At 73.1% G+C, this 15,514-nt stretch carries 15 protein-coding genes; 5 read left to right on the forward strand and 10 right to left on the reverse strand.

All coding sequences use genetic code 11. From position 1 onward, the window contains the following. Positions 1 to 102: 102 nt before the first annotated feature. The 8 genes from ACZ7GX_RS41025 to ACZ7GX_RS41060 form a co-directional block, all read right to left on the reverse strand. The gene (locus ACZ7GX_RS41025) at positions 103 to 1,029 is read right to left on the reverse strand and encodes a Crp/Fnr family transcriptional regulator (protein WP_498785417.1); all 927 of its coding nucleotides are present in this window, start codon (positions 1,027 to 1,029) and stop codon (positions 103 to 105) included. Then, positions 1,022 to 1,705, reverse strand: coding sequence for an RNA polymerase sigma factor (locus ACZ7GX_RS41030; protein WP_498785419.1), 684 nt, complete (start codon positions 1,703 to 1,705; stop codon positions 1,022 to 1,024). The genes ACZ7GX_RS41025 and ACZ7GX_RS41030 overlap by 8 nt, the downstream gene beginning before the upstream one ends. Before the next feature lie 267 nt (positions 1,706 to 1,972). After that, on the reverse strand, positions 1,973 to 2,896 hold the full coding sequence (locus ACZ7GX_RS41035; protein WP_498785421.1) for a cation diffusion facilitator family transporter: 924 nt from the start codon (positions 2,894 to 2,896) through the stop codon (positions 1,973 to 1,975). Between the two features lie 42 nt (positions 2,897 to 2,938). Then, complete coding sequence (gene manA / locus ACZ7GX_RS41040; RefSeq protein WP_498785461.1) at positions 2,939 to 4,150, reverse strand: mannose-6-phosphate isomerase, class I; 1,212 nt, start codon at positions 4,148 to 4,150, stop codon at positions 2,939 to 2,941. 10 nt (positions 4,151 to 4,160) lie between these two features. Further along, positions 4,161 to 5,237: an SIS domain-containing protein gene (locus ACZ7GX_RS41045; protein WP_498785423.1), complete on the reverse strand. Its 1,077-nt coding sequence runs from the start codon at positions 5,235 to 5,237 to the stop codon at positions 4,161 to 4,163. 6 nt (positions 5,238 to 5,243) lie between these two features. Then, complete coding sequence (locus ACZ7GX_RS41050; protein ID WP_053723294.1) at positions 5,244 to 5,441, reverse strand: Trm112 family protein; 198 nt, start codon at positions 5,439 to 5,441, stop codon at positions 5,244 to 5,246. A gap of 5 nt (positions 5,442 to 5,446) precedes the next feature. Continuing rightward, positions 5,447 to 6,799, reverse strand: a complete 1,353-nt coding sequence (locus ACZ7GX_RS41055; RefSeq protein ID WP_498785425.1) for a phosphomannomutase/phosphoglucomutase — start codon at positions 6,797 to 6,799, stop codon at positions 5,447 to 5,449. 88 nt (positions 6,800 to 6,887) lie between these two features. Further along, on the reverse strand, positions 6,888 to 7,247 hold the full coding sequence (locus ACZ7GX_RS41060; RefSeq protein WP_073885657.1) for a DUF3499 domain-containing protein: 360 nt from the start codon (positions 7,245 to 7,247) through the stop codon (positions 6,888 to 6,890). Between the two features lie 150 nt (positions 7,248 to 7,397). On the opposite strand from ACZ7GX_RS41060, the gene ACZ7GX_RS41065 reads away from it, so the two are divergent. Next, positions 7,398 to 7,841: a metallopeptidase family protein gene (locus ACZ7GX_RS41065; RefSeq protein WP_230570507.1), complete on the forward strand. Its 444-nt coding sequence runs from the start codon at positions 7,398 to 7,400 to the stop codon at positions 7,839 to 7,841. A 90-nt stretch (positions 7,842 to 7,931) separates the two neighbouring features. Here ACZ7GX_RS41065 and ACZ7GX_RS41070 read toward each other — a convergent pair whose 3' ends face one another. Both ACZ7GX_RS41070 and ACZ7GX_RS41075 read right to left on the reverse strand, forming a co-directional pair. Beyond that, positions 7,932 to 11,207, reverse strand: coding sequence for a glycosyltransferase (locus ACZ7GX_RS41070; protein WP_498785427.1), 3,276 nt, complete (start codon positions 11,205 to 11,207; stop codon positions 7,932 to 7,934). Positions 11,208 to 11,294: 87 nt separating this feature from the next. Continuing rightward, positions 11,295 to 11,600, reverse strand: coding sequence for a WhiB family transcriptional regulator (locus ACZ7GX_RS41075; protein WP_053723270.1), 306 nt, complete (start codon positions 11,598 to 11,600; stop codon positions 11,295 to 11,297). Between the two features lie 269 nt (positions 11,601 to 11,869). Here ACZ7GX_RS41075 and ACZ7GX_RS41080 point away from each other — a divergent pair, with 269 nt between their 5' ends. From ACZ7GX_RS41080 to ACZ7GX_RS41095, 4 genes are read left to right on the forward strand one after another with little or no spacing between them, the layout of a single operon-like run. Continuing rightward, a complete protein-coding gene (locus tag ACZ7GX_RS41080) occupies positions 11,870 to 12,622 on the forward strand; it encodes a site-2 protease family protein (RefSeq protein ID WP_498785428.1) in 753 nt (250 codons plus the stop codon). Positions 12,623 to 12,646: 24 nt separating this feature from the next. Then, on the forward strand, positions 12,647 to 13,612 hold the full coding sequence (gene cofD / locus ACZ7GX_RS41085; protein ID WP_498785430.1) for a 2-phospho-L-lactate transferase: 966 nt from the start codon (positions 12,647 to 12,649) through the stop codon (positions 13,610 to 13,612). Then, positions 13,605 to 14,939: a coenzyme F420-0:L-glutamate ligase gene (locus ACZ7GX_RS41090; protein WP_498785464.1), complete on the forward strand. Its 1,335-nt coding sequence runs from the start codon at positions 13,605 to 13,607 to the stop codon at positions 14,937 to 14,939. Before cofD ends, ACZ7GX_RS41090 begins: the two co-directional genes overlap by 8 nt. Next, positions 14,936 to 15,478, forward strand: a complete 543-nt coding sequence (locus ACZ7GX_RS41095) for an NUDIX hydrolase (protein WP_498785432.1) — start codon at positions 14,936 to 14,938, stop codon at positions 15,476 to 15,478. Before ACZ7GX_RS41090 ends, ACZ7GX_RS41095 begins: the two co-directional genes overlap by 4 nt. Positions 15,479 to 15,514 lie beyond the last annotated feature (36 nt).

Genomic DNA, 15,514 nt, shown 5'->3' on the forward strand with positions numbered 1-15,514 from the left:
CCCCCCCCCCCCCCCCCCCCCCCCCCCCCCCCCCCCCCCCCCCCCCCCCCCCCCCCCCCCCCCCCCCCCCCCCCCCCCCCCCCCCCCCCCCCTCCGCCGTCGTCACATGCGCCCGAACTCCCGCAACGCCATCAGGTCGGGCACCAGCACGTCACGCCTCAGGTGGCTCACCACCACCCCCGCTTTGCGCAGGTCGGAGAACGCCTTCTCGGCCGTCCTGGGCTTCATCCCGACGATCGAGGCGAGTTCCACCTTCGTCAGCGGGATCCCCAACGTCCACCCGTGCGCCTCTTCGCGCCCGTAGGTCTGCACCAAGTCGACCAGCACCCGCGCCACCCGTTCGGCGGCCGGGTGGGACAGGAAGTCCCGCCGGCGCTGGTTCGCCCAGCGCAGCCGGTCGTCGATCATCCCGATCAACTCCACGAACACGTCGTTGCGCCGGTGCAGGAACGCCATGAACTCGCCGCTGGTGATCAGCTTCGCGACCACGTCGCCACAGGTCACGACGCTGGCCGAGCGCGGCTTCTGGTCCAGCGCCGCCATCTCGCCGACCAGGTCGCCCGCGACCCTGATCGCGAGCAGCGCCGTGTCACCCGTCTCGTCCGTGGCCTGCACCTTGACCACGCCGTCGAGCAGCAACAGGACGTGAGTGTCCTTCGCGTCCTGCTCGATGACCTCACGGTCGGCCCGGTACCTCACGACCGTGCCGAGGTCGAGGAACTCCCGACGGGTCGAGTCGCGAAGACGACCGAGCAGGCTGTGACCGGGCCACCCCGGACCCGAGCCGACCGGGTCGGCCATTCCCGAGTACACGATCGGGCGATCAGCGACGATGGACGCCGCGCGCTGGACGAACCCGCCCCTCAGCGACGACGCCGGTGGGATCGACCGGTTGACGCGGCCCACGATGCGCTGGACCACGTCGTCCGGGGCCCGATCGCGGAGATCGCGAACGTCGTCCGCACCGAACGAAGAGTCCTCGACGAGGTGCTCCACCGCCGTCGAGTGGCCGACCGCGTGCTCAGACATTGCCACCCCCGCCCCCAGTCGATCGACCGGTGTTGCGCCGATGTCTCTCCAAAGCCCCTTTGATGACGCCGTGGGTCGTGTTCAGCAGTTCCGCTATCTCGCCGACCGTGTACCCGGACTCCGACAGGACCAGCGCCGACCTGGCGTACTCGTTCGGGATGCCGGCGAGACCGCGCCTGATCTCCAACTTGGTGACCACCGCCTCGCCGGGGTCGGGGCCGGGCGCCGCCAGGTCCGCCGGCACCTCGACGCCCGATAATCGGCCGGCCTCCGCCTCCTGCCGGCTGCGGTCCCTCCTCCACTTGCGGTAGACGTTGGGGAACGCGTACACGCAGCCCGTGGCGAAGTAGGTCTTCAGGCTCGCACCACCCGTCGGATCCCACGCGCCGCCCAACAGGGCCTTGTCGCGGAAGTCGCCGATCGCGTCGACCACCGTGTCACCGGCGAGGCTGACCAGGTCCTCGTGCTCCCAGTACAGCGGCGGCCCGCCGACCGGGTACCCCTTCTCCCGGCAGAGCGTGAAGATCAACCCGGACCTCAACCACCCCACCATCGAGGCGAAGCCGTACTCGCTGAGCACCCTGGTGAACCGCAGCCACTCCGGGCCCGCGCAGTTCTCCGCGACGAGCGCGTCACGCAGCTTGACGTCCGCCTGGCGCCGATCATCGTTGCCCACCAATCGCGACCCCCTCGGACGAGGCTCATCCGAACGACAGGTTCTATGTCGGCGCGGACGGCCGACGGCACGCGGCGGCGGTCCTCGCCGGGCTGACCGCGAGTGGCGTCTCCGCGTCGTTCTTCCACGCGCACGTGGGCGACGAGCCGCCCCCGTGAGCGCTCACGACCCGGCGCACGGGAAAGGGCGACGAGCCGCACAGCGGCTCGTCGCCCTTCGCATCACGACGCACAGCTCCCGAACGGCGGGCGGAAGCCCGCCGCTGGGTTATGACTTGGCGCTCAGAGACCGGTCCAGGTCGGGCTCCAGGTAGATCAGCCGGGCGGCCGGGACCTTGTCCCGGACGCGCTGCTCCGCGGCGTCGATGGCCTGGGCCACCTCGGTGATCGACAGCCCCGGGTTCAGCGCGATCTTCGCCGCCACCAGCAGCTCGTCCGGCCCGATGTACTGGGTCTTGATGTGGATGACGCGCTGCACCTGGCCCGACGCCAGCTCGTCCGTGATCAGGTCCAGCTCCGCCGGCGCCGCGCCCTCGCCGATCAGCAGCGACTTCATCTCCACGATCAGGATGACCGCGATCACGCCCAGCAGCACACCGATGCAGATCGTGCCGATGGCGTCCCACACCGGGTCGCCGGTCAAGGTCGACAGACCGACGCCCATCAGCGCCAGGACCAGGCCGAACAGCGCGCCCGCGTCCTCCAGCAGCACGACCGGCAGCTCCGGCACCTTCGACTGCCGGATGAACTGCCACCACGTGGCGTCGCCCTTGATCGCCCTGGACTCCACGATCGCGGTGCGGAAGCTGTAGGTCTCCAGGCCGATCGCGACGACCAGGATGATCACCGCGACGATCGGGCTGCTCAGCTCCTCGTGCGACTCCAGCTTGTGGATGCCCTCGTACAGGGCGAACACCGAGCCGAGGCTGAACAGCATCAACGCGACGATGAACGAGTAGAAGTACCGGTCCCGACCGAACCCGAACGGGTGGATCGGGGTGGCCTTGCGCCGCGCGGTCTTCTGCCCGAGCAGCAACAGGCCCTGGTTGGACGTGTCGGCCACCGAGTGCACCGACTCGGCGAGCATCGATGACGACCCGGTGATCAGGAAGCCCACGAACTTGGCCGCCGCGATCCCCGCATTGGCCACCAGTGCGGCGATGATCGCCTTGGTCCCGCCCCCTGCTGACACGGTTGCTCCCTTTGCGCCCAAGTCCGATTTGTCGGTGTGACCCTACTCAACGCCGGGCGTCGCCCGGAAAAGCTGGGTGTCGACGTCCGCCGTGACCACCACCGCCGGGTCGCGCGCGGGCAGCCACACGGACTGGCCGCGCGACAGCTCCACGGTCTCGTCGCCGCAGGTCAACCGCGCCCGGCCACGCGTGCAGAGCAGGATCTGCGGCCCGCTGTGGTCCACCCGGACCTCGACCGACGGCCCGACCTCGATCCGCGACAGCTCGAACTCCGGGCACGGCGTCCGGTACGCCCACAGCCCCGGCGCCGTCTCCGCGCCGGTCTGCACGGGCATGTCGCCGCACCCGAAGTCCAGCACGCGCATCAGCTCGGGCACGTCCACGTGCTTGGGCGTCAAACCGCAGCGCAGCACGTTGTCGGAGTTCGCCAGGATCTCCACGCCGGTGCCGTGCAGGTACGCGTGCAGGTTGCCGGCGGGCAGGTAGATCGCCTCGCCGGGCCGCAGCACGAGCCGGTTGAGCAGCAGCGCGGCCAGCACGCCCGCGTCACCGGGGTACGCCTCGCCCAGCTCCAGGATCGTGCGGCACTCCAGGTCGAACTCGCCGTGCTCCTTCACGTGCAGCACGCACGCGTCCAGCACCTGCGGCAGGAGCATGTCCAGCGCGGTCTGCGGCAGCGTGATGAGGGTGGTGAACATGGCGCGCAGGCCGTCGGCGTCCGGCTGGGCGGCCAGCAGCTCGGCGTACGGCGCGAAGTCCGGCGCGTCCAACGACCGCAGCAGCGCGACCGTGCGCGAGGGCTCGCGGAACCCCGCGAGCGCGTGGAACTCGGTCAACGCGCAGATCAGCTCGGGCTTGGCCGACGGGTCCTTGTAGTTGCGGATCGGCGAGTCCATCGGCACGCCCGCCGCGTCCTCGGCCGCGAAGCCGTTCGCCGCCTGCGCGGCCGACGGGTGCGCCTGCAGGCTCAGCGGCTCGTCCGCGGCCAGCACCTTGAGCAGGAACGGCAGCCTGCTGCCCCAGCGGTCGGCGTGGCGGGTGCCGAGCTGGCCGTCCGGGTCGTCGGCGAGCAGGTCGAGCAGCGACCGCGTCTCGCCGTCCGGCCCCACCACCCGTGACGGGTCCCCGGGATGGGCGCCCATCCACAGCTCGGCCTCGGGGTGCGGCGTCGGCACCTCCCTCCCGAGCATCTCGGCGATGGCGGTGCGTGATCCCCACGCGTACGCGCGCACCGCGTTGTGCAGCAGATCCACAGTCATCCCCTCACACGGCCGGCGCGTACAGCCCGGGTCCGCCCAGCGTTCCCGCCGCCAGACCCAGGTACAGCGCGGCCAGCTCGAACCGCAGGGCGAGCAGCGCGGCGCACAGGGCCTCGCCGCCGCTCACCTCCTCGGCCGGTTCGAGCACGTCGGCTCCGGACAAGGTCTCCATCGCGACCCGCCGGGCGAAATCGGCCTGCCCTCCCCGGCGCACGGCCACCAGCAGCACGCGGACCAGGCCGTCGTGCTCGTCGTCCGGGTCGGCGAACAGGTCCGCGCCGGACGTGCCGCGCACGGCCCGGCGGTGCAGCACCGACCGGGTCAGGGCCTGAGGATAGCCGGCCACGTCGCTCACGACGCCCGCGTAGGTCGCGAGCACGCCCGCGCCGTGCGCCGCCACCGCCGTGGCCAGGTCGTCCAGGCCCCACAGCAGCGGTGTGCGGTCGGCCACCCGCAGCGCGAGCGTCTTGGCCGGGTTGACGAACGACTCGTGCATCGGGTGGCACCGCTCGGCCTCGCGGTCCAGCTCGTCCGCGATGGCCTGCACGTCCACGTCGAGCAGCCCCAACGACTTCAGCGCCACCACCCACGCGGCGAAACCCCGGGCGAAGCCGAAGCCCTGCGGCACCGGCACCCGCGGCGGGATCAGCAGCGCGTGCTGCGCGGCGGACGCGGCCACCGGGCCGTCCGGCTCGGCGGTCAGCAGGACCCGCGCGCCGCGCCGGGCCGCCCGGTCGATCGACTCGGCCATCCGCACGTCGCCGGGGTCCTCGGTGTGCGCGAGGACCACGTCCAGCGCACCGACCCACGTCGGCACGTCGTCGGCGACCACGACCGGCACGGGGCAGCGCGTGCCCAGCAGCGCGGCCACCACCCCGGCGATGGCCTGGCCGACGCCCGGCCGCGTGACCAGCACCAACGCCCGCGGGCGTTCCTGGAACGTCCGCTCGACGCCGAGCTCGTCGGCCGCCTCGGCGGTGGCCCGGACCTGCGCGCCCGCCCGTGCGGCGGCGCGCAGCAGACCTTCCCGGTCGGCGTCGGTGAGCCGGGACTGGTCGTCGAGGAGGCTGTCGTCAAGCACCCGAGCTCACCCGGCCGTCGGCTCGACAGCCTCGTCCAGCAGCAGCACCGGGATGCCGTCCCGGACCGGGAACGACCGGCCGCACGAGGTGCAGGTCAGGTAGTCCGCGAGCGGGTCGGACGCGGTGCCCGCCTTCAGCGGCGCGTGCTCGGGGCACGGGCAGGCCAGGATCTCCAGCAACTGCGGGTCCAGTTGGACGGCCACGGCGCTCATCCCCTCACGATCGCCAGGACCTCGTCGCGCAGCGCCGCGACGGAGGCCGCGTCGGCGGCTTCGACGTTGAGCCGGAGCAGCGGCTCGGTGTTGGACGCACGGAGGTTGAACCACGAGCCGTCCGGCAGGCTCACCGTCAGGCCGTCCAGCTCGTCGAGCTCGACACCCTCTCGACCGCCGAACTCGGCCTTGATCGCGGCCAGCCTGCCCTGCTGGTCGTCCACCGTGGAGTTGATCTCGCCGGACGCGGCGTACCGCGCGTAGTCGCTGGTCAGAGCGGACAGCGGGCCGTCCTGCTCGCCGAGCGCGGCCAGCACGTGCAGCGCGGCCAGCATGCCCGTGTCGGCACGCCAGAAGTCGCGGAAGTAGTAGTGCGCGGAGTGCTCGCCGCCGAAGATGGCGCCGGTCTTGGCCATCTCCTCCTTGATGAACGAGTGGCCGACGCGGGTGCGCACCGGCACGCCGCCGTGCTCGCGGACGATCTCCGGCACGCCGTGCGAGGTGATCAGGTTGTGGATGATCGTGCCGCCCGGGTCCTTGGCCAGCTCGCGCACCGCGACCAGGGCGGTGATGGCGGACGGCGACACCGGCTCGCCGCGCTCGTCGACCACGAAGCAGCGGTCCGCGTCACCGTCGAACGCGACACCCGCGTCGGCGCCCTCTTCCCGGACCCGCTTCTGCAGGTCCACGATGTTCTTCGGGTCCAGCGGGTTGGCCTCGTGGTTGGGGAAGTCGCCGTCGAGCTCGAAGTACATCGGCACGATCTCGATCGGCAGGCCCTCGAACACCTTCGGCACCGTGTGGCCGCCCATGCCGTTGCCCGCGTCCACCACGACCTTCAACGGCCGGCTGCCGCTCAGGTCGACCAGTTCCCGCAGGTAGGCGGCGTAGTCCGCGAGCATGTCCTGCTCGGTGACGGCGCCCTTCGCGACGCCCTCGGCGTCGGGCACGCCCTGCTCGGCGTCCTGGCGGATCTGGCCGAGGCCGCTGTCCTGGCCGACCGGCGCGGCGCCCGCGCGGCACAGCTTGATGCCGTTGTACTTGGCCGGGTTGTGGCTCGCGGTGAACATGGCGCCGGGCAGGTCGAGCTTGCCGGAGGCGAAGTACAGCATGTCGGTGCTGGCCAGACCGATGTTGACCACGTCGACGCCCTGCGCGGTGACACCCTCGGCGAACGCCGCGGCCAGGCCGGGCGAGGAGTCGCGCATGTCGTGCCCGATCACCACGGTCGGGCCACCGACCAGGCGGGCGAACGCCGCGCCGAAGTCGCGTACGACGTCGGCGTCGAGCTGTTCGCCGACGACACCGCGGATGTCGTAAGCCTTGACGATGCCGGACAGATCGCGCACGGCCACACTCCCAAGTTGGCTCTTGACACTGCCTTGGGAAGCCTACCGGCGCGCGCGTGAGCGTCGTGTCCGGTCGATGAGTCTTCGTTCAGTCTTCGTTCGGATCGGGCAGAACGCGCAGGTGACCGCGCCGGATCGTGCCGGCGGGCAGTTCCGGCAGCTCGACCTGCGGTGTGGCCCGGCCCGCTTCCCGGACGGCCTCGGCCAACGCGGTCAGGTCGTCCACGGTGGGTTCGGGGGCGCGGAACTCGCCCTGGTGCCGGACGACCTCCCAGCCGCGCGGCGCGGTGAGGCGCAGGGCGTGTTCTTCGCAGAGGTCGTAGGAGTGCGGTTCGGAGTACGTCGCCAGGGGTCCTACCACCGCCGTGGAGTCCGCATAGGCGTACGTGAGCGTGGCGACTGCCGGGTTCGCGCACCCGGTTCGCGAGCACCGTCTCACGCTCCGCACGGCGGGGACGATATCGCGTCCCGCGCGACGTGTGTTGGATTACCTCCGGCGCGGCGTTGGCGGTGGTGCCGCGGCGCGGCAAGTTGCCTGGTCGCGGAGGTCCGGCTGTACGGGGTCCACGGGTGGACAACTACCCTCTACCTCGTGGTGATGGCTCGGGGTTCACGGCGGCAGGGCACTCCGCGGCGACGCAACCGCGACCGGCACGGTCGGGGGCTGCGCGGTCCCCTCTACCCGGCCACGTTGCCGGCGGCCCGCAGCCGGGCGGAGCGGTTCGACGCGCTGGTGCTGGAGGCGTTGGAGCCGATCGAGGCGCGGTGGCGGACGGAGCTCACGCAGCTGGACGTCGCGGTGGACGACGTGCCGGACATCCAGTCGGACGACAACGGCGACGTGGTCGAGGACGGCAACGTGCCGCTGGCCCGCCTCGTGCCGGCCGGGGCCGACCGCCGGGCCCGGATCGTGCTCTACCGGCGGCCGCTGGAGGCGCGGGCCAAGGACGGCGCCGACCTGTCCGACCTGGTGCACGACGTGCTGGTCGAGCAGGTGGCCAACTACCTGGGCCTGGACCCGGACGTCATCGACGGCGACTGACCGCCTCCCGAACGTTCGACCCGGGGTACCTGGGAGTGTCCTGCGTTCAGGGCCCGGGTGTCGAACGCCCGGGTACCCCGAGGTCGGCGTTCAGGGGCGGCGGCGGGAGGGGATGGCGGTCAGGGCGGTGAAGAGCGCGGCGGCGGCCTGGAGCATCAGCAGGAGCTCGCGCAGGGTCGAGGACACCTCCACGCGGACCTCCGAGCCCGTGGTGGGCACCGTCACGCCGACCAGGTGGCCCCACGCCCGCACGACCGTCACCTCACGGCCATCCACCCACGCCCGCCAGCCCGGCTCCTCCTCCGCCGCCAGCACCAGCAGCCGCCCCTCCGGCCCCTCGGACACCTGAACGCCCACCTCCGGCGGCGCGGCCTCGACCGGGGCGATGCCGGGCGCGCCCAGCTCCACCGGCGGGTTGCCACCCGTCCGGGCCCGCCGCGCCAGCTCCGGCGACAGCAGCACGGCGTTGCCCGCCGCCAGCTGCACCCGCAGCACCGGCCGCCCGTCCGACATCGCCGGCGTCACGGCCACCAGCTCGCCGACCGCGTCACGCACCCGCTGCGCCGTGCCCAGGTCCGGCGCGACCACGAACGCCACGCCCGCGGCCGCCGCCTGCGCCAACGCCACCCGCGCCGCCTCCGGCGACCCGCCGGTCAGGTCGCGCGACCACCGCTCCAGCCGCGCCACGGCCGTCGGCACGGGCACGAGGTCGTCGTCGCCGAACGCGGGCAGCCGCCCGGCCACCAGCCGCGTCGGCGTCCCCAGCACCAGCACCGACCGCCCGGTCCGCGGCAGCTCCTGCGCCAACGTCGACGGCAACCGCGCGCCGTCCGCCGTCAACGCGCCCGACCGCAGCCCGACGAACCCCGCGCACGCCAGCCCCACCACCGACAGCACCCCGACCACCGACACGACCCGCCGCACCGGCACCGTGCCGACGTCCCGCCGGAACGCCGACAGGACCACCCACAGCAACCCCCACCCGACCAGCACCAACGGCCCGCCGGTCCACCCGTGGGACGCGTCACCGCCGGGCAGCGGCGCCACCGGCACGGTCCGCAGCACGATCACCGCGAACCCGCCCAGCACCACCACCGCGAACCCCGCCAGCATCGACCGCGACGGCCGCAGCACCGCCGCCACCAGCGCGAACCCGACCACCACCAACCCGACGAACGGCAACGCGCCCGTACCGCCCGGCCGCAGCGACAGCAGGTCCAGCAGCCCCACGGCGGGCGACTCGACGAACGCGCCGACCCCGTGCAGCACGACGGTCGGGTGCTGCAGCACCACCGCAGGCCACGGCAGCAGCAACGCCATCGGCAGCAGCACGACCATGAACAGCGACGCCACCCGCCGCCGACCGTCACCGTGCCGCCCGGGCACCACCACGAACCCCACCAGCGCCGCCAACGCCACCAGCGCGTGCACGAACGGCGAGAACGCGCCCACCGCCGCCAACGCCAGCGCCGTCCCCGACGCCACCGGCAGCCACGACGCGCCCGCCCCACCCCGCAGCACGGACGCCACACCGGCGAACACCACCGGCGCGAGCACGTGCACCACGACGACGTCCAGCCGCCCCTGGCTCACCGCCGCCGTCGCCGCCGGCAGCAGCGCGTACGCCGCCGCCACCAGCGCGCGCACGGGCCGCCGCACCGGCATCCGCCGTGACGCCACGTACGCCAGCAGCCCGGCCAGCGGCGCGTCACCGATGAACAGCAACGCCACCAGGGACGCGGGCGAACCGACCAGCACGCCGACCGTCCCCAGCACGGCCAGCGCGGCCGGCGCGGGCGCGGTGGTCCCACCCGCCACCGGGTGCCACGCCGCCGCGTACGACGACCAGGTGCTCTCCAGGTCGCCGACCGGCAGCAGCCGACCGCCGCTCAGGTCGAGCCCGATCCGCGCCGCGTTCGCCAGGACGCCGAACACCGCCAGCCCCAGGACCAGCAACAACGGCGGTCCGAGCACCAACGACCACAGCACCCGCGCCCGGTCGACCTCCACGAACACGACACCCGGCGAGCCCTGACCGCGCGGCGACGGCGACGGGCGCGGACGGGGCGAGGGCCGCCGCCCGGACGGCGCGGACGCCTCCACCGGCACCGTCACCACGGGCCGGCGCAACCCGCCGGTCGCCCGCACGGGACGCCGCCGCGACAGCACGCCGGCCGGCAGCGCCGCCGGGCCGACCACCGGACGCTCCACTTCGGACGGGAGCGACCACGCGCCCGGCCGCGAGTCGTCCTCGGGCAACCGGCCCAGCGCCAGGTCCGCCTCGACGCGCCGCCGGACCAGCGCGGCCGACGCGGCGCGGATCGCGTTGCGAGAGCGGGTGATCCGGCTGGTGAACAGCCCGCGCACGACCCCGTGCGCCGGCCGTTCGGCACGGCCGGCCAGCAGCCCCGCCCGTCCGCTCAGCAGGTACCGCAGCGCGCCCAGCTCCGCGCGCGCGTCGGAAAAGCGGCGCAGCACCAAGAAGCCGAGGGCGCGCAGGACCGCGAGCACGGCGATCCGCGGCAGCCCCAGGACGAACGAGACCGTGCCGCAGTTGACCAGGAACGTGCGCAGCCCGTGCGCCCGGTCCACGCCGCGCGACGCCGGTCCGGGCCGGGCCGCCGCCGCGTCCAACCGCCGCGCGCCACGTCCCGCCGCACGCGCGTGCCGCATCCGCGCCACCGGGACGGACAGCACGAGGTGCCCGGCGAGGTTGGCGCGCCAGCCGAAGTCGATGTCGTCGCGCAGCAACGGCATCGCGCGGTCGTAGCCGCCGAGCGACTCCCACGCCGTGCGGCGGATCAGCGACCCGGCCGACGGCACCGCCAACGCCTCGGTGCTCTGCTGGAACGAGCCGGCCAGCTCGACCCGGCCCATGCCGGTCTGCCGGTGGCCGGACGCGTCGGTCGACAGCCCCGCCTCCACCACCAGCCGCGGGTCGGTCCAGTCCAGGCTCAGCGGGCCGAGCACGGCCGCCGACGGCGACACCTCGGCCGCGGTCAGCAGCGCGGACAGGCAGTCCGGTTCCGGCGCGCAGTCGTCGTGCAGCAACCACAGCCACGCGCCCGGATCGCCCCACCGCTGCACGGCGTGCTCGACGGCGGCCTGCACGGCCGCGCCGAACCCGGTGCCGCGGGGCAGCGTGAGCACGCCGTCGATCACCCGATCGGGACCGGCGGCGGCTTCGGCCAGCAGCTTCGCGGTGCCGTCCGCGGAACCCGTGTCGACCGCGATCACGTGCCGCGGACGCGGCTGCTGGCGGCGCAGCGACGACAGCGCCGTGCCCAGCCACCGGTCGCCGTCGTGGCACACCAGCACCGCCAGCACGGGCGCGGTGCGCAGCCGCGGAGTGGCCCCGCTCGTCAAGTGCCGCTCCTAGGTTGCTCCGACTACGCCGTGGGACGACCACGGTAAGCCAGAGCGAACGCGCGAGCGATCACCCGTGCGCTTCGATCACACCGCGCGCTTTTTGAGCTTCCTCCGCTCGCGCTCGGACAGCCCGCCCCAAATGCCGAAGCGCTCGTCGTGCTGCAAGGCGTACTCCAGGCATTCGGAGCGCACCTCACAACCGAGGCAGATCCGCTTGGCCTCCCTGGTCGAGCCGCCCTTCTCCGGGAAGAACGCCTCGGGGTCGGTCTGCGCGCACAGGGCGCGCTCCTGCCAGTCCTGCTCATCGGCCGCGTCGAACAGGTCGAGTACGACCGGCTCCGGTGCCGGGACGTCCCCGTCCACGATGCGACCCCCGTCGAATTCCTGCATAGTCCGCCTCCTCGCCTTCCGCTCTCCCCGGTTGGCGGACACCACTCGCCGTCCCCACAACGACGAATGACACCGATGTGATTACACCTGTGTCACAACACGCGGTCAAGCGGAGTCCACAGGACGGGGGATATTCGCGCAGATGGCGCGAAAAGCCTTGACTAGCAGCACAGACGGTGATTGGGGCGGTGCGCCGAGCGATAACGGCTGCGCGGATGGCCTACCGGACGGGCTGTGAGCCACCGGTCCGGAGAGGCCACACTGGAAGCGTGAAGCGATCAGCGGTGCGTCCGAGTCCACTGTTCCTCAGCCTGCTCGCGGTGACGGTGGCAGGCGCCGTGCTGACCCTGTTCGACGACTCCACGGCCGCGGTGACCGCGGGCACGGTGCTGTTCGTGCTCGGCGGCTGGGCGGTTTCGCTGTGCCTGCACGAGTTCGGTCACGCGATCGTGGCCTATCGCGGCGGCGACTACGCCGTGCGGGCCAAGGGCTACCTGACGCTCGACATCCGCCGCTACACCGACCCGGTCTTCAGCATCGTGCTGCCGCTGGTGCTGCTGGCGTTCGGCGGAATCCCGCTGCCCGGCGGCGCGGTGTGGATCAACCACCACGCGTTGCGCGACAAGCGGGTGGAGTCGATGGTGTCGTTGGCCGGGCCGCTGAGCAACCTGGTGCTCGGGGTGCTGCTGTCGCTGTCGGTGATCCTTTTCACGCCGCCCGCGGGTTTGGCCGCCGCTTTGTCGTACCTGGCGGCCGTGCAGATCCTCGCGTTCGTGCTCAACATCCTGCCGATCCCGGGCCTGGACGGCTGGGGTGCGATCGAGCCTTACATGTCCTACTCGGCCCGGCAGTTCGGCGCGAAGGCGCGGATGTGGGCGCCGTTCGTGCTCTTCGCGGTGCTGATCGGGTTCCCGACCATCGGCCGGTTGTTCTTCGAGGCCGGGTACTCGGTGTTCGAGATGATCGGCGGCGACCGGTGGCTGGCCGCGCGCGGCCAGGGCACCTTCCTGTTCTGGCGGTGACGAGCGGTGGGAGGATGACGACTCGTGAAGGTCGTCGTACTGGTTGGCGGGGTTGGCGGGGCGCGGTTCCTGGTCGGGCTGAAGAGCCTGCTGGCCGGTCCGGAGCACGAGATCACCGCCGTGGTGAACACGGGTGACGACGTGTGGATGCACGGGTTGCGGATCTGTCCCGACCTGGACACCTGCATGTACACCCTCGGTGACGGGATCGACAAGGAGCGCGGCTGGGGACGTGCGAACGAGACGTGGTCGGCCAAGGAGGAGTTGGCCGCCTACGGCGCCGACCCGACGTGGTTCGGGCTCGGCGACCGGGACATCGCGACGCACCTGGTGCGCACCCGGATGCTGCGCGCGGGCTACCCGCTGTCGGCCGTGACGGAGGCGTTGTGCCACCGCTGGGAGCCGGGCGTGCGGCTGCTGCCGATGTCGGACGACCGGGTCGAGACCCACGTCGTGGTGACCACGGAGGAGAGCGAGCAGGCGATCCACTTCCAGGAGTGGTGGGTCAAGCACCGGGCCCAACTGCCCGCGCGGTCGTTCGCGTCGGTCGGGGTGGAGACGGCGACGCCCGCCCCCGGTGTGCTGGACGCCGTCCGCGACGCCGACGCGGTGCTGATCGCGCCGTCCAACCCGGTGGTGAGCGTGAACACGATCCTCGGCGTGCCGGGGATGCGTGACGCGTTGCGCAAGACCGAGGCCGGTGTGGTGGGGCTGTCGCCGATCATCGGCGGCAAGCCTCTGCGCGGAATGGCCGACGCGTGCCTGTCGGCGATCGGCGTGGAGACCTCCGCCGAGGCCGTCGGCCGGTACTACGGGTCGCGCCGGACCACGGACAAGGGCGTGCTGGACGGGTGGCTCGTGCACACCGGCGACCGCTGCGACGTGCCGGGTGTCGCGGTGCGCGCGGTGCCGCTGCTGATGTCCGATGTGGACGCGACGGCGGCGATGGCGCGGGCGGCGCTGGAACTGGCCGGTGTCGACGTTGGCTGACCACGCGGCGTCCGCGCCGATCACGGTGTTGCCGGTGGCCGGGCTGCCGGAGTTCCGGCCCGGTGACGACCTGGCGTCCGCCATCGCGTCGGCCGCGCCTTGGTTGGCGGACGGCGACATCGTCGTCGTGACGTCCAAGGTGCTGTCCAAAGTGGAGGGTCGACTGGTGTCCGTGCCGGCCGACCCCGAGGCGCGCGACGCCGTGCGGCGGGAGTGGGTCGAGGCCGAGTCGGTGCGCGTGCTGGCGCGGCGCGGGCGGACGTTGATCACCGAGAACAAGCTCGGGGTCGTGCAGGCGGCCTCCGGCGTGGACGCCTCGAACGTGAACGGCGACGAGATCGCGTTGCTGCCGGTCGACCCGGACGGGTCCGCGGCGGCGTTGCGAGGGGCGTTGGCGGCGCGGATGGGCGTCTCGGTGGCGGTCGTGGTGACCGACACGATGGGCCGGGCGTGGCGGGTCGGTCAGACGGACGCCGCGATCGGGTCGTCCGGGCTGGCGGTGCTGCACCGGTACGGGGGTTCGGTCGACAGCTACGGGAACCCCCTGGTGGTGACCGAGGTCGCGGTGGCCGACGAGATCGCGGCGGCGGCCGACCTGGTGAAGGGCAAGCTGGGCGCGGTGCCGGTGGCGGTCGTGCGCGGGTTGCCGTTCACCGACGACGGGTCGACCGCGCGTGAGCTGACCCGGCCGGTGCCGGACGACATGTTCTGGCTGGGGACGGACGAGGCGCTGGCGCAGGGGCGGGCGGAGGCGGTGCTGCTGCGCCGTTCGGTGCGGTCGTTCTCCTCGGACCCGGTCCCGGCGGACGCCGTGCGGCGGGCCGTGGCGGCGGCGTTGACCGCGCCCGCGCCGCACCACACGCAGCCCGTGCGGTTCGTCCGGTTGACCGCTCGGCGGGACGTGCTGCTGGACGCGATGGCCGACCGGTGGCGTGCGGACCTCCGCGCCGACGGGTGGTCGGAGGAGCAGGTCGCGAAGCGGCTCGGGCGGGGTGACTTCCTGCGGAACGCGCCGGAGATCGTCGTGCCGTTCCTGGTGCGGACGGGGGCTCACTCGTACCCGGACGAGCGGCGTGCGACGGCGGAACGGACGATGTTCACGATCGCGGGCGGCGCGGCGGTGCAGGGGCTGCTGGTGGCGTTGGCCGCCGAGGGGCTCGGGTCGTGCTGGGTGTCGTCCACGATCTTCTGCGCGGACGTCGTGCGCGACGTGCTGGAGCTGCCGGCCGACTGGGAGCCGTTGGGCGCGGTGGCGGTCGGGCACCCGGAGGCGGAGCTGACGCCGCGCGGGCTGCCGGACCCGGGTGAGAGGTACCGGGAACTGTGAGCTCCGCCCTGCACGGGGACGCGGTGGCGACGTTGGGCGCCTGGCGTCCCGCCGACCGGGCGCAGGAGTCGCTGCGGCAGGCGTACCTGGGTTTCCTGGCGGCTCGGGAGGACGCGTGCGCGCGTTCGTGCGAGCCGGGGCACATCACGGCGTCGGCCCTGGTGGTGTCCTCGTCCGGGGACGCGACGTTGCTCACCCTGCACCCGCGGGTGGGCCGCTGGCTCCAGCTGGGCGGGCACTGCGAGGCGTCGGACACGACGCTGGCCGGTGCGGCGCTGCGCGAGGCGACGGAGGAGTCGGGCATCGCGGGCCTGCGCATCTCCCCGGCGCCGATCCACCTGGACGTGCACCCGATCACGTGCTCACTGGGCAAGCCGACCCGTCACTTCGACGTCCGCTTCCTGGTCCGCGCCCCTGAGGGGGCCGAACCGACCCGCAGCGCGGAATCGCTGGACCTGCGCTGGTGGCCGCTGACCGCCCTGCCACCGGACGTGGACGACCTGCACCCCATGATCACCGCCGCCCACCCCCACCTCTGACCCCGCGAGTCGAACCCTCACGTCCCGCGTGAAGGT

The sequence above is a fragment of the Actinosynnema sp. NPDC037264 genome (genome assembly GCF_055603705.1).

Coding starts and splice junctions, on each gene's coding strand:
- ACZ7GX_RS41025 (WP_498785417.1), bottom strand. CDS start 1,029: ATGTCTGAGCACGCGGTCGGCCACTCGACGGCGGTGGAGCACCTCGTC.
- ACZ7GX_RS41065 (WP_230570507.1), top strand. CDS start 7,398: ATGGCTCGGGGTTCACGGCGGCAGGGCACTCCGCGGCGACGCAACCGC.
- ACZ7GX_RS41075 (WP_053723270.1), bottom strand. CDS start 11,600: ATGCAGGAATTCGACGGGGGTCGCATCGTGGACGGGGACGTCCCGGCA.